Annotated in this window: 15 protein-coding genes; 6 read left to right on the forward strand and 9 right to left on the reverse strand. The window is 71.5% G+C overall.

Annotation, left to right across the window (positions count from 1 at the left end):
• From WME76_RS44690 to WME76_RS44725, 8 genes are all read right to left on the reverse strand, one after another.
• Positions 1-264: a phosphopantetheine-binding protein gene (locus tag WME76_RS44690; RefSeq protein ID WP_061619694.1), complete on the reverse strand. Its 264-nt coding sequence runs from the start codon at positions 262-264 to the stop codon at positions 1-3.
• Between the two features lie 131 nt (positions 265-395).
• Complete coding sequence (locus WME76_RS44695; RefSeq protein WP_437962320.1) at positions 396-1580, reverse strand: fatty acid desaturase; 1185 nt, start codon at positions 1578-1580, stop codon at positions 396-398.
• A gap of 1174 nt (positions 1581-2754) precedes the next feature.
• Positions 2755-3456, reverse strand: a complete 702-nt coding sequence (gene mtnC / locus WME76_RS44700) for an acireductone synthase (protein WP_437962321.1) — start codon at positions 3454-3456, stop codon at positions 2755-2757.
• 13 nt (positions 3457-3469) lie between these two features.
• Positions 3470-4012: a 1,2-dihydroxy-3-keto-5-methylthiopentene dioxygenase gene (locus tag WME76_RS44705; protein WP_437962322.1), complete on the reverse strand. Its 543-nt coding sequence runs from the start codon at positions 4010-4012 to the stop codon at positions 3470-3472.
• The gene (locus WME76_RS44710) at positions 4009-4647 is read right to left on the reverse strand and encodes a methylthioribulose 1-phosphate dehydratase (protein WP_437962323.1); all 639 of its coding nucleotides are present in this window, start codon (positions 4645-4647) and stop codon (positions 4009-4011) included. The genes WME76_RS44705 and WME76_RS44710 overlap by 4 nt, the downstream gene beginning before the upstream one ends.
• A 103-nt stretch (positions 4648-4750) precedes the next feature.
• Positions 4751-5827, reverse strand: coding sequence for a glycosyltransferase family 2 protein (locus WME76_RS44715; RefSeq protein ID WP_437962324.1), 1077 nt, complete (start codon positions 5825-5827; stop codon positions 4751-4753).
• A gap of 426 nt (positions 5828-6253) precedes the next feature.
• The gene (locus tag WME76_RS44720; protein ID WP_437962325.1) at positions 6254-7783 is read right to left on the reverse strand and encodes a protein kinase domain-containing protein; all 1530 of its coding nucleotides are present in this window, start codon (positions 7781-7783) and stop codon (positions 6254-6256) included.
• Positions 7780-10212 carry a FecR domain-containing protein gene (locus WME76_RS44725; protein ID WP_437962326.1) on the reverse strand — a complete coding sequence of 811 codons (2433 nt, stop codon included), beginning with the start codon at positions 10210-10212 and terminating at the stop codon, positions 7780-7782. Before WME76_RS44725 ends, WME76_RS44720 begins: the two co-directional genes overlap by 4 nt.
• A 68-nt stretch (positions 10213-10280) precedes the next feature.
• On the opposite strand from WME76_RS44725, the gene WME76_RS44730 reads away from it, so the two are divergent.
• Both WME76_RS44730 and WME76_RS44735 read left to right on the forward strand, forming a co-directional pair.
• Positions 10281-12176, forward strand: coding sequence for an OmpA family protein (locus WME76_RS44730; RefSeq protein WP_437962327.1), 1896 nt, complete (start codon positions 10281-10283; stop codon positions 12174-12176).
• Complete coding sequence (locus WME76_RS44735) at positions 12169-14055, forward strand: adenylate/guanylate cyclase domain-containing protein (RefSeq protein ID WP_437962328.1); 1887 nt, start codon at positions 12169-12171, stop codon at positions 14053-14055. Before WME76_RS44730 ends, WME76_RS44735 begins: the two co-directional genes overlap by 8 nt.
• A 99-nt stretch (positions 14056-14154) precedes the next feature.
• On the opposite strand, the gene WME76_RS44740 is transcribed toward WME76_RS44735, so the two are convergent.
• Positions 14155-15438 carry a serine hydrolase domain-containing protein gene (locus WME76_RS44740; RefSeq protein ID WP_437962329.1) on the reverse strand — a complete coding sequence of 428 codons (1284 nt, stop codon included), beginning with the start codon at positions 15436-15438 and terminating at the stop codon, positions 14155-14157.
• A 1963-nt stretch (positions 15439-17401) separates the two neighbouring features.
• Here WME76_RS44740 and WME76_RS44745 point away from each other — a divergent pair.
• From WME76_RS44745 to WME76_RS44760, 4 genes are all read left to right on the forward strand, one after another.
• Positions 17402-17761: a hypothetical protein gene (locus tag WME76_RS44745; RefSeq protein ID WP_437962330.1), complete on the forward strand. Its 360-nt coding sequence runs from the start codon at positions 17402-17404 to the stop codon at positions 17759-17761.
• 1185 nt (positions 17762-18946) lie between these two features.
• Positions 18947-19306, forward strand: coding sequence for a hypothetical protein (locus WME76_RS44750; protein WP_437962330.1), 360 nt, complete (start codon positions 18947-18949; stop codon positions 19304-19306).
• A 507-nt stretch (positions 19307-19813) separates the two neighbouring features.
• On the forward strand, positions 19814-21061 hold the full coding sequence (locus WME76_RS44755) for a hypothetical protein (RefSeq protein ID WP_437962331.1): 1248 nt from the start codon (positions 19814-19816) through the stop codon (positions 21059-21061).
• Between the two features lie 370 nt (positions 21062-21431).
• Entirely contained in the window at positions 21432-22022 is a 591-nt protein-coding gene (locus tag WME76_RS44760) for a GTP-binding protein (protein ID WP_437962332.1), read from the forward strand.
• Positions 22023-22124 lie beyond the last annotated feature (102 nt).

The following is a 22124-nucleotide window of genomic DNA, read 5'->3' on the forward strand; positions in this document are numbered from 1 at the left end:
CTATGCTGGCGCGGGGCAGAAGGTCTCGTAGATGGTCTTCATGCTGAAGAAGATCTCCGGCTGGTAGCTCTCGATCGGCACCTCGACGCCCAGCGTGCCCTCGATGAACAGGATGAGGTTGACCATCCCGAACGAGTCGACGTAGCCCGAGTCGAACAGGTTGGCCGTGTCGGCGATCGGCTTGATCTCCTTGTCCGGATGCCGCTGGCGATGCTGATCGTGCAGAAACCCCTGCAGCTTCGCGTAAAAATTCTGTCGGTCCATACAGCGATTCACCTGTATTCCTTTCCATCGAGGTCACGATTGATACCATGAAACGGCGCCCATGCACGCTCATTCAGAATCGTTGAGTCAGACACCGAGGATCGAACCCATCACCATGAGTGCATCTCCTGCTACGCATCACTGACGACGTCGGCGGCGTCGGCCGGGGGCGCCGGCTTCGAGGGCTGCGCGAGCGAAGGCAGGGAGCTCAAGAGGACGAAGACGGCGTCGACCGCCGGCAGCAGGCCCCAGACTTCGCTGTACGGCTCCGGCCAGCCAGGGTGGCCGGCCTCTACATCTCGCTGGCGCGCATAGGCCGCGTTGGGCCAGTCGCGGGCCTGGATATGGCGATGATGCCAGTCATGCTGCGGCAGGTCGCCGACCATGACCAGGAGCCGGAATGGCAGATGGACCAGGAGCATCCTGGCGGCCCACCCGCCCCAGGCCCAGGCGCGCTGGACGCCAGCCAGCCCCGGAGGCGGCGCCGGCTCGCCCATGAAGCGTCCGGCGGTCAGCCGAGCCAGCACGATCTTGGCGGGCTGGCCGGGGTCGGCGACGCGCAGCCAGCGATGCTCGCAGATGAACTGTAGAAGCGCGGCGATATGGTAAAGGAACGTCAGGGGAAATACCCAGGCCACCAGCCAGGTGAGCCACGCGCCCTTCGCGGCGACGATCACGACGATGACGGCGTGCAGACCCAGGGCCATGAGCCGGCGGTAGGGCGCAGCGCGCGTGACGTTGGACTCGAGGCGCGCCATCAAGAACATGGCGTGAAAGCGCGGTGAGACGAGCGTCCACGCGAGCCGCCGCCACAGCGCCTCGCGCGACACGCCCGGCAGGAAGCCGAGGGCCAGCAGGAACTTGAGATCCGGGTCGTCCAGCGTCGCGAGCTTCCTGCTGTGATGAATGATCACGTGGTCGTGACGGTACGACTCGAAGTTCATCACCAGCAGGGCGGAGGAGAAGACTTCTACAATCCAGCGGTCGAGCCGCCCGGAGCCGGAGAAATTGGCGTGGACGCAGTGATGCAGCACGGTGACCTGCAGCTTGCGGGCCGCGCCGGCCGTCAGCATCCACGACAGCAGCAGGCCGGGCCAGTACCACCAGGGGCCGCCGGTGATCAGGGCGCTCACGGCGATGCTCGAGGCGAGCTGGAGCAGCGTCGAGGCGAGGAAGCCAGCCCGCGTCATCCGAAACAACGGCTGCTGGTGACGCAGAGGTTTCCCGGTCAGCCACGTCAGCAGCGGCTGGATCAGGGCCGGCAGCCGCCCCAGGGACTCGCGGGCATCTCTCTCCAGGTATCCCGGCCCCGCCACGGAGGGATGCCCGTCCTCCCGCCCTCTATCGGTCGGTCCTCGCCCAGGCATAGATGCTTTTCCCGAAGACGAATCAGGTGTAATTTTCGACGATTCGATCGTGCGGATTCGTTCGACCCTCCCTTCGACGTCTCGAGACGAATTCACGATCACGACCCTCCTGTCACGCTGTGCCACGGCACAGTGCGCCGCAGCTCGACCGAGAAACGCTGCTTCCATCGACTCCGGCCGCCATCATCGGCGTACCTGAGCCGCCTCCCCCGTCAGCATCATTGAAACATTCAACAACGAGGAAGAAACAACCGCTCGATCTCATGAGGATTCGGGCCTGACGGCCTCGGAGCACGACCTCCGGGTACGCGCTCCTTCAGTCCTTTGAGCAGGTTTCCGGCGCGGCCAGGGACTGTGTCAATGCAGCCCACGTGCCAGCGGTTGGTTCCAGCTCGCTCGATGAGATACGGACGCCGGCTCCGCCCTTCTATTCAGCTGTCCGCGAGCGGTTCGCGGACGGTCCGTATACGCGCTCAGGCTCGCGGGTCTACCGCTCGCGGTCCCACGTTGCGGCGATAACGTCGCGCAGGGGCGTCCTCATCCCGCGCCTGGTACCCCTGAGACGCGTCGACATGACACCCAGATCGACGGCGGGTTCCCCATGACAGCGAGGAAGCTCGTCGAAGCTCTCCCCCATCCTGACCTCGATGGTGCCATCACGCGGATACACGACGCAGCCATGTATCGCTGATCTCCTGGCGCTCGTCCAGCAGCCAGTGCGTTGGCGCACGGTCATCACATCACGGCGTCATGCCATTCACGAGGTCGACCCCATCAGTCGATGCCCGCTCCACGTCATTCCCGCCGCCCTCTCCGCTGCCTGCCGTCGCGAAAGCGGCCTACCGGGACTCATACCCCTTCACGACGCCATCATCCCGCGCCCCCCTTCTCCCCCGTTCCCCACCAGAAAGAGCCAGCGGGGGAGGGAGCGCGTCGCGGGGGGGGCGGCGGGGCAGGCCCCCACAAACCCGAGCGCCGGCCCGCAGCGCAGCGACTCCCCCCCAGATCACGTCCCCCGTTCACGAGGCAATAGCCACCAAAAGGCGCGAGTTTGTGGGACCGCCCCGCCGCCCCCCCCGCGACGCGCTCCCTCCCCCGCTGGCTCCGCTGCAGCCCGCGAGGCCTACCCCACCGCGATCTCGTCGAACCGCTCCGCGACCGCGTGGCGCCCCCCCGCGTCCCGCGCCGTCCCCGGCCGGAGGATCTGCGCCGTGCGCATCCCTGCCGCCGCCGCCGCGTCCAGCTCGGCCACCACGTCCGACAGGAACAGCACCTCGCCCGGATGCACCCCGAGCGCCTCCGCGATCTTCTCGTAGGCCCCCGCCTCGCGCTTGGGCCCGGTCGTCGTGTCGAAGAACCGCGTGAACAGCCCGGTCAGATCCCCCGCCGTCGTGTGCCGGAACAGGAGCTCCTGCGCCTCGACCGAACCGGAGCTGAACACCGCGAGCGTCACCCCGCGGCCTCGCCACCGCCGCAGCGCCGGCTCCACGTCCGGGTAAACGTGGCTCCGCAGCCCCCCCGACTCGTAAGCGCTGCGCCAGATCTTCCCCTGCAGCGCCTTCAGCGACGTCTCCTTGCGATCCTCGTCGATCCACGCCAGCAGCGCCGCCGCGAGCTCTCCGTCGCTCACGGCCTCCTCGCGCGCGCCCCGCTCGCGCGCGACCGCCCCACGCGCCGCCTCGACCTCGGGGGAGCCGGCGTGCGCGGACACGTACCCGGCCAGATCCCGCCGCGCCACCGAGAACAGCGTCTCGTGGACGAACCGCACGTCGGTCGTGGTCCCCTCGATGTCGACCAGCACCGCGCGCGCAGGGATCGCGGCCACGCTCACGCCTCCCTCACGCCTCCAGCCGCGGGAAGCGCGACGCGATATCGGAGCCCGTGTGCTCGGCGACCCACCCCTTCGGGTCGGAGAACCACCGGATGCAGGTGAACGACGGCGACGGCCCCATGTCGAACCAGTGCCGCGTCCCGGCCGGAACGCTGATGAGATCGCCCTTCTCGACAAGGAACGCGAGCACGCGCTCCCCCTGGTGGATGCAGAACATCCCTCGCCCCTCGACGAAGAAGCGCGCCTCGTCCTCGGTATGGATGTGCTCGTCCAGGAACTTCCGCCGGAGCTCGGCGTGGTTCGGGGTGTCCGGCGAGACCGAGATCACGTCCGCCGTGACGAACCCGCACGCCTCCGAGAGCTGCTTCACCGGGCCGGCGTACGCCTCGAGCACCTGCGCGGGCGGCGTCCCCGCGGGCAGCGGGCGCTCGGCGGACCAGCGCTCGAAGCGGATCTGCGACGCGGCGGCGACGCGGGCGATGTCCGCGAGCGTCGTGTACTCCTCGGCCTTCGTCGGATCGCTGTCCCGGTAGACCCGCAGCAAGCTCATGAGATGCTCCCTTCCAGCAGCGCGCAGTCGAGCATGAACTCGAGCGCCTCGATATGGCGGCTCGTCTCGGTGGTGTCCGCTCCCCACGTGTAGAGCCCGTGGCCGGCGATGAGATAGCCGTGCACCGGCGGGTGCGCCGACATGAACGCCTCGACGTCCTCGGCGAGCTTCCCGATGTCCTGCGTGTTGACGAAGACGGGGAGGAGCACCGTGGCGTCGTGCGTCGTCATCCCGGAGAGCGCCTTCGCCACCTCGTAGCCCGCGAGGGTCACGTATCCCTCGTGCGCGCACCGGCGCGACAGCACCGTCGCCGCCCGCGAGTGGGTGTGCGCGACCGCGCCGATGGCGCGGGAGCGCCGGTAGAGCTGGCAGTGCAGCGCCGTCTCGGCCGACGGGCGCCCCGCGGACGGCCCGGTCAGGCGGCCTTCCAGGTTGACGACGACGATGTCCGACAGGCCGAGCGCGCCCTTGGGCCGCCCGGACGCCGTGATCGCGAGCGTGTCGTCCCCGAGCCGGGCGGAGAAATTGCCGCTGGTGGCCGGCGTCCAGCCGCGCTCGCTGCACCAGCGAGACAGCTCGATGAGCTCGGTCGCGACCGAGGAGAACGAGGCAAACGACGTCCGGCGCGCGCTCACCGCGCGACGATACCAAACGCACCGCGGCCGATCAACGCGCCCGCCCGGCCGCTCGAGCCGCGGAGTCCGGAGCGCGCCTCGCTGTCCGCGCCGCCCGCGCCCCTCACGGCGCCGGCAGGCGCTCGGCCTCGCGCCGTCCAGCGCGGTCCGTCGCGCCGCGGAGCAGGCCGGCCCAGAACCCGAGCCCGTGCGCGGCGTGCAGCGCGGGGAAGATGCCGCAGAGCAACGGGAAATCGCGGGGCGAGCCGCGCAGCGCGAGCCGGAGCGACTCGGCGATCACGAGCGCCGCATAGGCGAGCGAGGCGAGCGCGAGGGCCGGGCGGACGGGCGGCAGGAGCGCGGAGGCGAGCGCGAGCAGCGCGAACGCCGTCACCATGAAGAACGGCAGCATCGGCCGGAGCGACAGGAGCCTCCGTCGGCAGCGCAGCGTGCGCGCGCGCCCCGCGCCGTAGGCGAAGTACTGGCGCGTGAGCGCCGCGAAGCACGACCGCGGGTAGTAGTAGGCGACGATCTCCCGGGAGAGGTAGACCGCGCCGCCGGCCTCGATGATGCGCTGGTTCAGCTCGGCGTCCTCGTTGGTGATCGCGTCCGGGTCGTAGAGGCCGGCGATCTCGAACGCCTCGCGACGGAACGCCCCGTTGAAGACGGACTCGACGAACCCCTCGCGCGACGGGTCCCTGTAGGCCGAGCCCCCCACGCCGAGGGGGCTCGAGAGCGCCGCGCAGAGCGCCCGCTGAAACCGGTTCCGGTGGCGCGGCCGCGCCGCGCCGCCCGCGTTGAGCGCGCCCGTCCTCCGGAGCGCCGCGACCGACGCAGCGACGTAGTCGTCTGCATAGTCGGCGTGCGCGTCCATCCGGACGATCACCTCGCCTCGCGATCTGCGAATGCCGATGTTCATCGCCGCGGCCTGGATCCGGGCGGGGTTGTGGAGGAGCGTCACCCGCGGGTCCTCCGCCGCGACGCGCGCGACGATCTCCCGAGTCCTGTCGAGCGAGCCGCCGTCGACCACGAAGATCTCGAGCAGATCCGCCGGATAACGTTGCCGGAGGGCGCCGCGGAGGACGTCCTCGATGTAGCGCTCCTCGTTGTAACAGGGAATGACGATGCTGCACCGCGGCCGCTCGGCGAGCGGCCGCAGCGTGAGACGCCCGCCCCGGGGCGCGCTCGCTGCTGGATTCATGGACTCCCCCTCAGGGACTCTCGCGGGCCGCATCGGCCCGACGCCTGGCTGCGGAGGTGGATACAAGCGAGGGGCCAACAGGTCTCGATGGGTCGGCCCGGAGCAAACTGCACTGCGCTCCACGGCCCACGCCGGAGCAAGGAGGAGAGCGAGCGAGCGATGTCGAGGAGGGAGAGACGGCGAGGATCGATGTCGATGGCCGGGGTTCACCCCATGACCAGCGTCCACGCCGCAGACATTTCCGTGTCACCGAGGCCGGCCCAGGCCCCGTGATGGAAGAGGATTTGAACCACAGAGGCACAGAGGGCACAGAGGGGAGAGAGAGAAGATGAATCTCTTCTTCTTTCTTCTTCTTTCCTCTGTGCCCTCTGTGCCTCTGTGGTTCAAATTCTCTCATGAACCAGGGACGCACCCGTGCGACTGGCGCTACCGTCCCCGGCGCACCACCCGCGCGATCTTGCGCGACAGCACGTCCGGCGCGACCGGATAGCGCGCCACATCGGCCGCGCCCGCCGCGACGAGCGCGTTCATCCTCTCCGAGGAGAGCCCGGCCGCGCACACCACAGCGCGCACCCCGGGCGCCGCGCGGCCGAGCGCCTCGAGCAGCGCGCACGCGGCGTCCACGTCGGCGCCGGCGTCGATCACCACGACGCCGAGGCCCAGCTCGGCCAGCGCCGCGGCGTCGGGCACCTCGGCGAGGTGGATCCGGTGCGCGTCGAGCCCGATCTCGCACGCCTCGCTGAGCCCCTGCCCCGCCGGCGCGATCCGCAGCAGCGCGACCGCTTGCTCCGGCGCGGGCTCGTGCGGCGCCGCCTCGCCGTCGGTCCGCGCCGGCTCGCCCTCGCCCCGCCCCTCGACAGGCACGCCGCCCTTGCGCGCGGGGAGCCGCCGCGCCTCGGCGTCCCGCGACATCGCCTCGTCGAGCCGCGACCGCGCCGCCGCCGCGCTCTCCGGCCGACGCTCCGGCAGCTTGGCCAGCAGATCCAGCCGGAGCCGCTCCAGGAGCGGCGGGACCGGCGGCGCCCCGGGCGGCCGGACCAGGGGCGGCGGGATCGAGAACATGTGCATCGCCATGAGCTCGACCGCAGGCAGCCCGGAGAACGGCGGCTTTCCTTGCAGCAACACCGTAAGAATACAGCCGCACGCGTAGAGGTCGGAGCTCGGGCCCACCGCGAGCGAGCGGCATTGCTCCGGGCTCATGTACTCCGGGGTGCCCGCGATCATGTCCTCCGACGTGAGCGTCGGCCCCGCGTCGAGCGGGTCGTCCAGGTGCGCCAGGCCGAAATCGACCACCTTGGCGACGCGCTGCCCGTCCTGCTCCGCGAGCAGCACGTTCTCCGGCTTGAGGTCGCGGTGAACGATGCCGCACGCGTGCGCGGCGCCCACGCCGTCGAGGATGTCCGCGAAGATGGACGCCACCTCCGCGAGGTCCGGGAGCTCGCGCGGCGCCCGGAGCCGCGCGGCGAGCGACTGGCCCTTGAGCAGCTCCATCACGAGGTAGATCACCCCGTCGTCGTCGTCCTCGTCGCCCCCGAGGTCGAGCACCTTGACCACGTTCCGGTGCGCGAGCCGCGACGCGGCGCGCGCCTCGCGGAGGAACCTCCGCCGGCTCTCCGGCAGCGACGCGATGTACGGGTGCATCGTCTTCACCGCGACCGGAACGCCGAGGAGCACGTGCTCCGCCTCGTAGACCTCCCCCATGCCGCCCGCGCCGAGCAGCCGCACGAGGTTGTACTTGCCGCCAAGGACCCGCCCGACGCCCGCCCGCGACGACGAGCCCGCGCCGGGCTCGTCCGAGGGGAGCGTCTCCGCCGCCGCGGCGCCGCCCCCGGGTGCCCCCCCTGGCGGCGGAACCATCACGGTGCCCGGCAGGCGCGTGTGCGCGCCCTTCAGCGCGGTGCGGTCGTCGCCCGCGCCCCCGTCCGGCGGCCGTCGCGCGCCGTCGCCCTCGCTCACGGCGGCGCCTCGCGGAGGCCGACCGCGATCTGCGCGGTCACCGGCCCCTCGCCCGCCCCGCGCCACGGGCTCACCCGCACCGACAGCGCCCCGAACAGCGCGCCGCCCGCCTCCGCGCCGGCCGACAGCGCGCCGAGCACGTCGTTCGCGCCGCCGTCCCGGTGCACGAGGTGCAGATCCAGCGCGCCGTGCAGCCGGAGCCACGGCGCCGCGTCGGCCGTGCCGCCCGCCACCAGGAAGCCCTGCGCCGGCGGCGCGGCCAGCTCGGCGCCGCCCGCCGCGCTGTCCTCGCCGCCCGCCGCGCTGCCCTCGCCGGCCGCGCTGCCCTCGCCGTCGGCCACGCGGATGCGGGCGCCGGCGTCGACCACCCACGTGAGCCGGCCCGCCGCGCCGCCGAGCGCGACCCCGGGCTCGACCCGGACGGGCGGGCCCGCGTCGGCCAGCGGCACGCCGAGGCGCAGCGTGGGGCTGAGCTCGAACGCCGAGCGGCCGAGGCGCACGACACGGAAGCGCGCGCCGAGCCAGCCGGCGCTGCCCGCCGCCTCGCCGTCGCCGGCCGGGCTCGAGCGGAGCGCGACGTCGAGCCCCAGCGGCCCGATCGCGCCGCTCGCGCGCACCTGGCCCGCGGCGACCCAGCCATCCCCGGCGCGCGACGCGACCGCGCCCGCGGCCACGACGGCGGGCGGCGTCGGCCCGAGCCAGAGCACGTCCGCCACCGCGGACACCGGCAGCATCGGGACGTACGCGCCCAGCACCGGCAGGGCCGGGGGCGCCGGCGCCGTGGCCCCCGGCGACGCGGCATTCGCGGCAGGCACATCGACCTCGCGCGTGCCGAGCACCCCGCCGCGGCCGTCGGCGACGTCGAGCCGGACGCGCAGCGGCTCGCCGGAGCGCGTCGCCTCCGGGGGCAGCGGGATCCGCGCGGTCAGCGCGCCCCCGCGCTCGCCGCCCGTGAGCGCGGCCGAGCGCACCCCGCCCGGCAGGTGGGCGATGATCCGCGGCGCCACGCGCTGCGCGACGTCGATCCCCTCGAGGCCCGCGAGCTCGACCTGCGCATCGAGCGCGGCCCCGTCCGCCGCGCGCGAGGCCTGGATCGCCGCGCCCACCGTCGTGTACCGGACCGGGAGCGACGTCACCGGGCCGGACGCGGCGCCGCCGCGCTCGCGCAGCCGGAGTTCGCGCGGGGCGCGCTGGAGCAGGTCGATGCGCTCGGGGACCGGTCCGAACGCCCCCCCGTCGATCGCCAGCTCGAGCGCAGGCGACGGCGTGAGCTCGACGATCCCGTACGGGTTCGCGGTGATCTCCCCCGCCGACAGGGCGACGCCGCCGGCGGCGCGCGCGGCGACGAGGTGGAACCGGCGCACCGCCCCGACGCCCAGGTACTCCTCGCGATCGATGACCCGGACCCGGAGGAAATAGGCGCCGGCCGGCATCTTCTCCGCGCGGAACGACACGACGTCCGGCTTCACCTCCTCGCGGACGACGAGGTCGTTGAACTCCGGGTCGCGCGCGACCTCGACCCGGTAGCCGGCCGCCTGCGGCGCCGGCTTCCAGGACGCCGACAGGACGCCGAGCCCGGCCGGGGCGAGCGCGATCGGCGCGAGATCCGCGGACGTCGGCTCCGTCCACTCCGGCCGCGGCGGCAGCGGGCGCGGGCGCGCGGGCGGCGCCCTGCCCACGAACCGGGTGCCATGGTCCTTCGGGACCACGACCGAGAGGCCGCCCGAGGTGACGTCCGCCTTGCCGTCGAACACCGCGACCGTCGTCCGCTCCCCGCGCCGCTGCACCACGGTGTCGCGCGACGACGCGCTCACCCGGCCGCCCCCGCTCGCGACATCGACCGTCTGGCCGCGCAGCGCGGCGAGCGCCGCCTTCACCTCGCCGTCCGAGAGCTCGACGGCCGAAGGCGCCGTCGTCGATACCCGCGTCCGGCTCGCCGTACCGTGGATGACGACGAGCGTATTCGGCGCGAGCAGCACCCGAGTCCGATCCACAAACTCGATATCTGCGCGCCCCTCGTCCAGCGTGTTGACGCTCGAGTTCGCGAGCAGGGGCATCCCCGGAGCCGCGGGCGACCAGGCGCCGCCCGCCGGGCGCGCGCGCACGTCAGGGCGCATCGCGCGGATCTTCGCGTCCGGGATCGACGTCACCTCGGCGGGGAGGACGAGCGTGAGCCCCTCGGCGAGCGTCGCGCCCGGGCCGCACGCGACGCGGTTATATCGCTGGATCAAACCAACATGGCTGGACGAGCCGTAGAGGACCTTCGCGATGTCATCGCAGGTCTCTCCGCGCTGCACACCCCACTGGATGACCGCCTCTGGATATCCGGGCGTCGGCTCTCTGCCGCTCGCCGCGCCGACGTAACCAACGTGGCTGGCGCAGCCGAGGAGCACCGCGATAGCGACGGACAGGCCATTTGACGATGCCACGCCGGCGGCACGCTACCGGATCGAGATCGGCGTTGCAAGGGACCAGGCAATGGGATACGAGCAGACCGATGGCGTATTGGTCGGCGCGCGTCATCGCGCCCCTCCTGGCCTCCCCGCTGCTCGTCGCCGCCTCGTTTTCCAGGCCGGCGGCGGCGCAGGAGGCCACCGCGCTCGACAGGCTCGCTCCCGCGCCCGCGGGCGACGGGCTCTCCACTGTCCCTTCTGCCGGTGTGTCGGGCGAGCTCCGGCCGGCGGTCGGACTTCTGCTCTCGTATTCTCATCAACCGCTCAGCGTGCGCGGGACAGAGCCTGGCGACGGGGCGGCAACGTGGGTGGACCGGCAGGCCATCCTCCATGCGCTCGCGAGCGTCGAGCTCCTGCGCCGGGTCAAGCTCGACCTCGACGCGCCGTTCGTGCTGGATCAGGGCGGCGCGCCGCCCGCGATCGGCGACATCCGCGTCCGGGCGCCCGCCGGCGGCATCGCGGTGGCCGATCTCCAGGTGGGCGGACGGGTGGCGCTGCTGCCGCAGGAGGGGCTCCGGCCGGCGGCGGCGCTCGGGCTCTCGGTCTGGCTGCCGACAGGCGACGAGGCGGCGTTCTCCGGCGCGGGCGCCGTGCGCTACGCGCCGCGGGTGATCGTGGGGGCGGAGCACCCGGGGTTCCGCTGGGCGGCCTCGGCGGGGGGCCGGTTCCAGCAGGCCTCGGGGGACAGCCTGACCGGCAGCGAGGTCTTCCTGGCCGCGGGCGTGGGCGTCCGCAAAGGCCCGCTGCAGCTCGGGTCGGAGCTCTCGGTCTGGGCGGCCGCCGGCGACGCGCGGGCGGTCGAGGTCCCCGGCCGCGCGGGCGCGGAGGGCGTGGCGATCGAGGTCCCCGGCCGCGCGGGCGCGGAGCTCCTGCTCACGGCGCGGTGGTCGCTCGGCCCGCTCACGGTCGACGCGGGCGCCGGCCCCGGCTTCGGCAGGCTGCCCGGCACGCCCAAGGCGCGGTTCTTCGCGGCGCTCGGCATCGCCGCGGACGTCCTGCCAGCGCCCGCTGCGGCGCCGGCGGCCACCGCGGCCGCGCCGGCGGGGCCGGGCGGCGATCGCGGCGGCGCGGCGCGGGCGGCGGCGCTCGTCGCCGACCTCGACGGGGACTCGGTCCCGGACGCGGAGGACGCGTGCCCCCGGGTCATCGGCGAGGCGCGCCCGCCGGCCGCGGCGCCGGGGGCGCGGCCGGCCTTCCGGCGCGGCTGCCCGCCGGACCGGGACGACGACGGCATCTACGACGTCGACGATCGCTGCCCGGACGTGCCGGGGGTGAGCAGCGCGGCCGCGGACGAGGTGGGAGCCGCGCCGGAGGGACCCGCGAACGCGGCGTCCCGACCCACGTCCGAAGGACCCGCGAACGCGGGGTCCCGACCCACGCCCGAGGGACCCGCGAACGCGGGGTCCCGACCCACGTCCAAACACGGCTGCCCCGCGGACACGGACGGCGACGGCATCCCTAACGCGGCGGACGCCTGCCCCTACGAGCGCGGCAAGCCGAGCGAGGATCGCGCGACGCACGGCTGCCCCTTCGCGGTGCGCATCGAGGGCTCGCAGATCGTCATCCTGCAGCAGGTCCAGTTCCCGACCGGCAGGGCCGAGATCGAGCCGGAGAGCTTCGAGCTGCTGTCCGAGGTCGCGGCGGTCCTGGAGGAGCACCCCGAGATCGCCCGGGTCGCGGTGGACGGCCACACGGACAACCAGGGCGCGGATCAGGCGAACCTGAGGCTCTCGCAGCGCCGCGCGCTCGCCGTGGTCGCGTGGCTGACCGCGCACGGCATCGACGCCCGCCGCCTCGAGGCGCGCGGCTTCGGCGCGCGCCGCCCGATCGCCGACAACCGCACGCGCGAGGGCCGGGCCAGTAACCGCCGGGTGGAGTTCCAGATCCGCAAGCGCACGGACGAGGGCGCGGCCGGCTGGAAGGACGGGCCCCTTGAGTGACGCGCCGGACGCGCGCCGAGGCCCCGGCGTGAGGGCGCTCTCGCTCAAGACGAAGGCGATCGCGCTCTTCACGGCGATCGCGCTCGTCCCCGTGGCCGCCGCCGTGGCGCTGCTCGCCGACGTCAACCAGCGCGCCGTGCGCACGTCCGAGGAGAGCCTGCAGGCGGCGATCCTCTCCGAGGTGGCCTCGGCCTCGATCCAGCTCGTCCGGGATGTGGAGAGCGACGCGGTCGCGGCGGCGGCCATCTTCGGCCACGCGGCGGGCGGGGCGATCCGGGACGACGACGCTGTCGCGTCGGTGCGCGCCCTGGTCGCGACGCGCGCGCTGATCGACGCGGTGCGGCTCGAGGTGCCCGACGCGGGGATCAGCACCGTGATCCGCAAGGCGTCGACCGGCGCGGACGTGCCCGCGGCGCCGCCGGCGCTGCGCAGGCTCGCCGACGAGCACGGCGTCGGCTTCGGCGTGGTCGGTCCGGCCCAGGGCCTGCTGGTGGCCCGCGTGCGGTCCCCGGGCGAGGCCGCGGGCGCGGCGGGCGCAGCCGACGCGGCAGGCGCGACCGGCGGCGCGTCGGCCGGCGGCGCGGCGGCCGGCGGCGCGGCGCCGCCTTCCCCGCGCGGGCCGGCCGGCTACGTGGTCGCGCCGGTGGGGCTCGACGCGCTCGAGCGCGACCTGGCCGCGATCGCCCAGCGCCGCTTCGGCGGCCGCGACGTGCGCCTGCTCATCGCGGGGCACGATCGCCGGGCGATCGCGGCGTTCGGGGTCCCGGGCGCGGCGCCGGGCAGCGACGTCTCCGCCTTGCCGCTCTGGGGCAAGCTCCCCCCGGGCGCCGTCTGGACCGAGAGGATCAGCGTGCTCGCCCCGCACGACGAGGGTGGCCAGCGGATGATCGGCGCCATCGAGACGCTGCCCGACCTCGGCTGGGCGGTCGCGATCTGGCGCCCGGAGCCGGTGGCCTTCGCGGCGCTCGACGAGATGCGGCGCCGCGGCGCCGCCGTCGCCGCGGGCGCGCTGCTGCTCGCGATCGCCCTCGCGGCCTTCGCCGCCCGGCACGTGACGCGCCCGATCCTGCGCCTCGTCGCGCAGGCGCGGCTCATCGGCGCCCGGCGCTGGCGCGAGATCGCGCTCGGCGACGCGCAGCCCGCCCGGCGCGACGAGATCGGCGAGCTCACCACCTCGCTCCGGCGCATGGCGGCGGACCTCGAGCAGGGCGAGGCCGACATCGCGCGCGAGGCGAAGCTCCGCGGCGACCTCGGCCGGTTCATGGACAGGGCCGTCGTCGACGCGATCGTCCGCGGCGAGCACCCGCTCGCCCTCGGCGGCAAGCGGGCGGCCGTCTCGGTGCTGTTCGCCGATGTCGTCGGCTTCACGCCGCTCGCCGAGTCGCGCGACGCCGAGCGCATGGTCGCCCTCCTGAACGAGCTCTTCTCGATGCTCACCGAGATCGTGTTCCGGCACGGGGGCACGGTCGACAAGTTCATCGGCGACTGCGTCATGGCGGTGTGGGGCGCCCCGCTCCCGCAAGAAGATCACGCGCGCCGCGCGCTCGCCGCCGCCGAGGACATGATGCGCTTCCTCGAGACGGCGAACGAGGAGTGGCGCGAGCGATACGATATCGAGATCCGCCTCGGCGTCGGCGTGAACTCCGGAGAGGCGATCGTCGGCAACATCGGCTCCGACAAGCGGATGGAGTACACGGTGATCGGCGACGTGGTGAACGTCGCCTCGCGGCTCGAGGCCATCGCGGCGCCGAACCAGGTGCTCGTCTCCGAGGCGACGAGGCTCCTCGCCGGCGACGCCTTCCCCCTGCGCGCGCTCGGCGAGCGCAACCTCACGGGGCGCAAGACGACCACGGCGGTCTACGCGCTCGATCCTGGCTGAGGGGCGGGGCGCGCCCGCGCCGTCCCCTCCGGGGCGCAGGCAGGCCGGGCTGTCGCGAGCGACCGGGCGACGCCGCGCCGGGCGGCGCGGGCGAGGAGGTCAGTGGTGCACGGCGTTGATGATGCCGTCGAAGAACTCGGCGCAGCCGACGGTGTCGAGCATCCGGCTCCAGTGGAGCCCGTCGAACGGCTGCGGCAGGCCGTGGTTCGTCAGGAGGACGCCGATGATCTCGTGGTCCGGATCGACCCACATGAACGTGCCCGCGCCGCCCGCCTTGCCGTACGAGCGCGGCGACAGGCGCATGCCGCCGTTGGAGAACCGCCTCGTCCAGAGCTCCCAGCCGAGGCCCTTCGGGGTCAGGAGGAGGTTCTCGATGGGCGAGGTGTCGGTCGCCGCCTCCGTCACCTGGGGCGTGTTGTTCCGCTTCATGCGGCGGACCAGGTCCGGCCGCAGGATCTCGGCGCCGCCGTAAGCGCCGCCGTTCAAGATCATCTGGCAGAAGACGGCGATGTCCCTCGCCGTGGAGAAGACGCCATCGCAGCCGGTGACGCCGCCCAGCGCCCAGTCCTGCTCGTCCTGCACCTCGCCCCGGCACATGTGACCCCGGAGGTCGGAGTACGCCGTGGCCGCGACGCGCTCGTGGAGCGCCGGGGGCGGGTTGTACATCGTGTCGTTCATGCCGAGGGGCCCCCAGATGCGTGTGCCCACGACGGTATCGAGATCTTGCCCCGCGGCGGCCTCGATCATCCGTCCGAGGAGGCGGTAGGTGAGGTCGCTGTAGAGCACCGACGTCCCCGGCGTATACTCGAGCGGCGTCTCGGCCATGAGGTGCCAGACCGTCTCCTCGTCCGCGACGTCCAGGAACTGGTTGTCCACCGGCAGACCGGCCGAATACCGGAGCATGTCGTGGACGGTGATGGCCCCCTTGCCGTTGGCGGCGAACTCCGGCAGGTACCTGGCGACCGGAGCGTTCAGCGCGATCACGCCCTCCTGGACGAGCGCGAGCGCCGCCGCCGCCGTCGACAGCACCTTGGTCATCGACTGCAGGTCGAAGATCGTGTCGAGCGTCACCGGCTCATCGGCGCCGGCGACCTTGGTGCCGAACGCCCGATGACCCACGACGACTCCATGGCGCGCGACCAGCGCCGTGGCGCCGGGGAAGAGTCCATCGCTCACCCGGCGCTGGATCCGCGCGAAGACGTCCTCCAGCCGATCCGAGCTCATGCCCACGTCCTCGGGCCGCCCCGCGGTGAGCGTGGTGCAGTCGACGCCTCTCCAGGCATCCGAGCTGCCGAGCGCCGGCGCCGTGGCTGCCACCATGGCGAACTGGGTCATTCCTTGCAAGAACTGCCTGCGGTCGAACGCGCGTCGTTGTTCGTTCATGGCTCTTCCAACCTTGCTTTCATCAAGAACAAAGGATTCCACGGCGTCGCCCCGGCAGCGCCGGAGGCTTATTCAGCGTGGGCGTCCGTCGCGATGAATGGCAACATGTACGCCAGCGCTGCACGTTTCCCCTCCCACGTTCTGCGTCGCCAACAACACCTGCTTTCGCGCCGCCTTTTCAGCCGAGAGGCCGGGCGCGCCGCGTCCAGTTGAGTTGGCACGACGGGAATCAGCGCGCAATCGATTGCGGGATGACGCAAGTGGATGTGCGCTCGTCTCGACATCCTGGACGACCGCGGACGGCCGTGGACGAATGCGCAGCACGGTTCCGACCGCGCTTCCACGGGGGTGGACGCTCTCAGTCGGGCGTCGCTCCGCTGGCGCTGCCGCGCCATCCGGCGGCGCGCCCGCGCCGCTGGATCGACGCGGACGGCACCTCTCGCGGTGCACCCCACGACGTCATACGGCCAGCGCGAGACGAGGCCTCCACGCGAGCTGGTTCGAGGGCCGCCCCACGAGATCTGCCCGCCACCTCGTCTGCCGCGCTCGTTCACCGTTCCACTTTGTCTCCTGCCAAACAGCTCTCGTGACCGCGTGCCTGCGTGAACCAAGTGGAGAGCAGCGCTACGGGTTCGCTGCCACAGCACGATATCGACGAAGGTGGCTCTCGCGGTGCCGCCGCGCGCCGCGCTACCCTCAGACCCTTTCGCCGCTTGGCGAGGGCGGGCCCCCACCCGCGCCGAGCACGCGGCTCCCCGGGTCAGCGGTGCGAGAGGACCGAGCCGCACCAGCGACCGCCGGTGCTCCGCTGCCAGGTCCGCATGCCGGAGCAGGCACCAGCGTGCCTCGGGACGCCCCTGCATGCTGGAGCATGCACCAGCGTGCCTCGGGACACCCCTGCATGCTGGAGCATGCACCACCGTGCCTCAGGGTGCTCCTGCATGCTGGAACATGCACCAGCGTGCCTCGGGACGCCCCTGCATGCCGGAGCATGCAAATGCATGCTCCAGCATGCGGCAGACTCCCGCGGAGACCCATGCTGCCCCGCGACGTGGACAGGTCCCTGGCAGATCGAGAGACGAGCGCCGCCGAGGGCCGCCGATCGCGATGGCGTTGGCGCGCCGTGACGGCGTCCGTTGCGCGGCGAAACCCGCGTCGTGCATGGACATTTACCGATGAGCCCGCCGGGGGAGGGACGGGCCATGACGTGAAACGACCGCCGTTCACTGACGTGTCTTAAACGACCGTCGTTCACCAGAATCGCATGACGCGACGCGTGCCCCCTTGCCAGCAAAACCTTTCATGTTATCATGCCTATCGAGACAGACAATCTTCAATCGCACTACGCCGATAGCTTGTCTACCTCGCGTAGCCTATTGTCTCAGTGTGCCCATGCAGTGAGGCGCGCCTGCCGTCCCGGCCATAGTGCTAGACGGCAGAATCGACAGTAGAGCTAAACTTCTTCACAGATTCCTGACGTCGACCGCGACTCTGTGCTTGGCACCATCCGTGAATAAGCACCGATGCGAAGACGAAACGGTCTTCGACAGAGCGCGTGAGCGCCGGAGCAACACCAGACATAAATAAGCATCGGGGATGGCGCGCATGCCGCTACGCATCGCGCGCCGCGCGGGAGGGCTTCTTCAGTGAGGCTCGCTCGGCACAACCGTGCTGTTCGAAGCCGGCGCGAGAGCGTCGGATGGCGACCCCAGGTCGAGATCGATCGATACGGACGCGCGCATCGGACGACCCGAGCCGCCCGAGCACACGATCGGTTGGATGGATTGGTGGCAGGCTGTTGACCGGCGTTCAGTGTTCGAAGCAAACAAATCTGACTGAAACCCCCAAGTTCGAGGACAAAACGAAAATGAAGTCGCTCAAGTCTCGCGTTCTCTCCGGTGTTGGCGCTGCCCTCGTTGCCCTCAGCCTCTCGGCCCCCGCACTTGCGTCGTGGGAGACTCCGGTGAAGGCCGACGCCCCGGACTACACAACGGTGGCCTCCGGGCTCGTGGCCGTCGCCGCCCAGCTCACGGACACCCTGGACCTGAACGATGAGGTCATCAACGCCGAGCACATCAAGATCGTCTACCTCCAGGACGTCCTCAACGACGCCGATATCGATATCGTGGACAACACGCTGAACAACCTCATCCTGAACCTTCAGCTCCTCAACCTGCAGAACGTGCTGAAGGACGTCGACGTCGCCAACGGGATCAAGATCGGCGACGTCCTCAGCAACAACGACGTCGACGTGAGCGACGTCGTCGGCGTGAAGGTCTTCGACGTCAACGGCATCAAGAAGCTGCTCGTGTTCGTCAAGTGAGGCGGACCGCGCCACCCAGCGCCGAGCGCTGACAGCAGAGAGAACGAAGCCCGGGAGGTCGGCCGCCTCCTGGGCTTTGCTCGTTCAAGAGGAGCTGGCGCCCGCGTCCGCGCGACCCCGCGCCCCATGACGCCGAGCTCCGGCGCGCGGCCCCGGTCTGCCAGGTCGATCCCGGCGCGATGCGGGCCGCCCCCGCTACGAGGACGTGCTCTTCGCGCTGGAGACCCCCGATCTTCCAGCTACCCGCCTGAGCTCACCTACGCTCCCCGCCGCTCCGGTTGAGGGCTGAGCCCCCGCCTCTCACGCGCACCTCGCGCGCGAGGGCCGCGTCGTGACGGACGATCGTCACGCGCGCCCTGCTCTTCAGGGTCGTACGGAGACATCACCAACCGATGAGTCCGCCGCCTACCCTCCGGTGTGGCCATGGCGTGAAACGACCGCCGTTCACTGGATTGGCATTAAACGACCGTCGTTCACCAGAATCGTATGACGCGACGCACACGCCCTTGCCGGCAAAACCTTTCATGTTATCATGCCCATCAAGACAGACAATCTTCAATCGCACTACGCCGAGAGCTCATCCACCTCGCGTAGCCTATTGTCTCAGTGTGCCCATGCAGTGAGGCGCGCCTGTCGTCCCGGCCACACCCATCGACGGCAAAATCGACAATAGAGCTATACTTCTTCACAGACTCCCGACGTCGGCCGCGACTCTGTGCTTGGCACCATCCGTGAATAAGCACCGATGCGAAGACGAAACGGTCTTCGACAGAGCGCGTGAGCGCCGGAGCAACACCAGATATAAATAAGCATCGGAGATGGCGCGTATGCCGCTACGCATCGCGCGCCGCGCGGGAGGGCTTCTTCAGTGAGGCCCGCTCGGCACAACCGTGCTGTTCGAAGCCGGCGCGAGAGCGTCGGATGGCGACCCCAGGTCGAGATCGATCGATACGGACGCGCGCATCGGACGACCCGAGCCGCCCGAGCACACGATCGGTTGGATGGATTGGTGGCAGGCTGTTGACCGGCGTTCAGTGTTCGAAGCAAACAAATCTGACTGAAACCCCCAAGTTCGAGGACAAAACGAAAATGAAGTCGCTCAAGTCTCGCGTTCTCTCCGGTGTTGGCGCTGCCCTCGTTGCCCTCAGCCTCTCGGCCCCCGCACTTGCGTCGTGGGAGGCTCCGGTGAAGGCCGACGCCCCGGACTACACAACGGTGGCCTCCGGGCTCGTGGCCGTCGCCGCCCAGCTCACGGACACCCTGGACCTGAACGATGAGGTCATCAACGCCGAGCACATCAAGATCGTCTACCTCCAGGACGTCCTCAACGACGCCGATATCGATATCGTGGACAACACGCTGAACAACCTCATCCTGAACCTTCAGCTCCTCAACCTGCAGAACGTGCTGAAGGACGTCGACGTCGCCAACGGGATCAAGATCGGCGACGTCCTCAGCAACAACGACGTCGACGTGAGCGACGTCGTCGGCGTGAAGGTCTTCGACGTCAACGGCATCAAGAAGCTGCTCGTGTTCGTCAAGTGAGGCGGACCGCGCCACCCAGCGCCGAACGCTGACAGCGCGAACGATCGAAGCCCGAGAGGTCGGCCGCCTCCCGGGCTTTGCTCGTCCAAGATGACCGAGTACCCGGTCGTTCTCACCGGTCAGCGCGGCGCGCCGCCTCGCCCGAGGGCCGCGAAACCCGGGCGGTCGCCGCATGGCCGCCGGGGTGCTCTCGCACGCCCCCGTGGTTCGAGCCCACTCCGTCCCCCGGCTGACCACCCGGGACGTCTCCCTCGGCGGTTCGACCTGCACCGCGCGCCCCCCGGTCGCCTTGCCGTTGCGGTTCATCGCGGGTTGACCCGCTTCAAGGCCCCTCCCGCCTTGTCCGCTTGACAGGAGGACCGCTCGCGCTATCCTCGTCGCACCGGTCAGGAACAGGATCCGTCATTCCACCGACCGCCGAGTCATGACGGGCCGCGCACGCGCCAGGCGACGATAGACCCAAGGAGCTCCCTGAGCTCTCACGGCTCGGGATGATGAGGTCGCGCCATGCGAAAGGCGGAAATCGACGCCCTGGTGCGCGCGCACCGGGGCCGCGCCCGTCCCGTCGCGTTCTTTCATGTGCTTCGCCAGCCGGCGCTCGAGCCGGACGATCATGCCTTCTTGTCCGAGCACATCGAGGAGCTCGGGACATCCGATCTCCTGCGCTGGAGGGCGCGCTGCGAGAGCGGCTTCAGCGGGCCGGTGATCCAGCAGCTCGCGCGGCTCGCGATCCGGGATCCAGCGCACTTCCAGCACGAGGTGCTGAGCGTGCCGCGCCTCGAGCTCGACGAGGAGGAGTGGATAGAGCTCGCGGATCTCGTGCGCGGGAAGGTCCCTGAGGCGATCTACGAGCGCGTGCTCGCGCGCTGCCGGCGCGAGCCTGTGCAATGGGAATCCGGGTTCGTGCTCTCGCCGGGGGCCTACCGGGGGCCGGCGCCGCTGCTCGACGGGGACGAGCTCGACGGGCTGGACGCGGAGCGCCCGGCGCTGCGCGACATGCCGATCGCGAAGATCCTCGCGGCGCGGCGGGCGGGGGCGCTGTCGCTCGACGACGACGCGCTGGCCGCCCTGGCGATGGAGCGCGCGCGCGGGTCGGACGAGGACTGGAGCGTCGATATCCGACACTTCCCCGCGGCGCTGCGGGAGGCGATCCTCGAGAAGACGCGGCGGACGCCGAGGGCAGGAGAGCGGGCCAACCTGCTCGGCTGGCTCGAAGCGCACGGCGTGGCCAGGGCGGCGTTGATGGATATCGCGCTCGGGTCGATCCGGGCGGGGGGCGACGCGTATGGGGTGCTCTCGTGGCTCGCGCGCCAGCTCACGACGCGGGCTGCCTGGGACAGGCACGGGCTGGAGACGCTCTCCACGCTGATGTCGAGGCGCGCCTTCTCCGAGATAGGCGAGCTCGTGACGCTCGCGTGGAGCGAGGCCGGCCAGGGCGGCAAGGAGATCTCCCGCGGCTTCCTGGAGGCGATCCAGGTCGCCTTCGCGCAGGTCTTGCTCGGGATGGCGCGGGAAGCGCTCGCGGCGGGCCGCCAGGCGGGCGCGATGGCGGCGCTCTCGGCGCTCGCGTGCCTCGACCCGCCCTCGCGGGTGAGCCGCGCCGTCCACGAGCTCCGGCGCTTCCAGGGCGCGAGCCCGGACGTCGCGGAGCTCATCGCGGTGAACGAGCGGCTGGTGAAGCACAGCGACGCGCGCGACGCCTCGCTCGAAGGGTTCGTGGCGGCCCTTCACGCGATCGCCGACGCGTCCTGCTGAGCGCCGCCGGCGCGGCGGTCGGCGCCGCGCCGGCGGCGACACCGCGGCTCGCGGCCTGCGGCGCGTGACGTGACGTGACGTGACGCGGAGCGCTGGCGCCCGGGCGCCCCGGCGAGCCGGGCGCCCGGGCAAGGCGGCGCGCGCCGCGCTCGAGGCGGCATTCGAGAGGGGGAGCGGCCGCCGCCCTCCCCCCCAGAGCGGGGGCCGACCGCCGGATTCCTTCGTCGCGAGGGCCGGCCGTCGCCTTCCCTTCCCATGCGGTCGTCGGCCGCTGCCTTCGCCTTCGATGCGACAGCGGCTGATCGCCTTCGTTTCCAATGTGGGGACGGCCTCGCCTCCCCTCGAACGTCGACTCTGGAGGAGCACGCCGATGGCGTTCATCAACTATGCGAGCCGGGAGATCTACTGCAAGATCGTCTATTACGGGCCCGGGCTCGGCGGGAAGACGACGAACCTTCAACACGTCTACGATCGGACGGTGCCGAGCGCCAAGGGGCGGCTCATCTCGCTGAAGACCGAGAGCGATCGCACGCTGTTCTTCGATTTCCTGCCGCTCGATCTCGGGGGGCTGTCCGGCTTCCGGACGCGCCTCCAGCTCTATACCGTGCCGGGGCAGATCTTCTATCGAGCGAGCCGGAAGCTGATCTTGAAGGGGATGGATGGGGTCGTGTTCGTGGCGGACTCGCAGCGCGCCCGGCTCGACGCGAACGTCGAGTCGATGGCCGACCTGTGGGACAACCTCGCCGAGGAGGGCCGCTCGCCCGGGCGGCTGCCGTTCGTGATCCAGTACAACAAGCGGGATCTCGACGGGATCGCCGATGTCGCGGAGCTCCGCGGGCTCCTCAACCCGACCGGAGCGCCCGAGTTCGAGGCCGCCGCGTCGCGCGGGCGCGGGGTGTTCGACACCCTGCGGGCGATCGCGAAGCTCGCCCTCCGGGAGATGGATCGCGGGCGCCGCTGAGGCGCACCGGCAGGAAGACCACACACGCCGCGCGTCCCGCGGGTGCGCTCGGCCGCGATTTTTCTTGACGATCTTTCAGGTAGCTGAAACCGTGACACGCAT

This window comes from Sorangium sp. So ce119 (assembly GCF_051524405.1).
GTDB lineage: Bacteria > Myxococcota_A > Polyangia > Polyangiales > Polyangiaceae > Sorangium > Sorangium cellulosum_G.

Excerpts from the sequence above, each read along its gene's own strand:
- WME76_RS44715 (WP_437962324.1), bottom strand. The coding sequence starts at position 5,827 with ATGAATCCAGCAGCGAGCGCGCCCCGGGGCGGGCGTCTCACGCTGCGG.
- WME76_RS44705 (WP_437962322.1), bottom strand. The coding sequence starts at position 4,012 with ATGAGCTTGCTGCGGGTCTACCGGGACAGCGATCCGACGAAGGCCGAG.
- WME76_RS44755 (WP_437962331.1), top strand. The coding sequence starts at position 19,814 with ATGCGAAAGGCGGAAATCGACGCCCTGGTGCGCGCGCACCGGGGCCGC.
- WME76_RS44760 (WP_437962332.1), top strand. The coding sequence starts at position 21,432 with ATGGCGTTCATCAACTATGCGAGCCGGGAGATCTACTGCAAGATCGTC.
- WME76_RS44740 (WP_437962329.1), bottom strand. The coding sequence starts at position 15,438 with ATGAACGAACAACGACGCGCGTTCGACCGCAGGCAGTTCTTGCAAGGA.
- WME76_RS44730 (WP_437962327.1), top strand. The coding sequence starts at position 10,281 with ATGGCGTATTGGTCGGCGCGCGTCATCGCGCCCCTCCTGGCCTCCCCG.
- WME76_RS44690 (WP_061619694.1), bottom strand. The coding sequence starts at position 264 with ATGGACCGACAGAATTTTTACGCGAAGCTGCAGGGGTTTCTGCACGAT.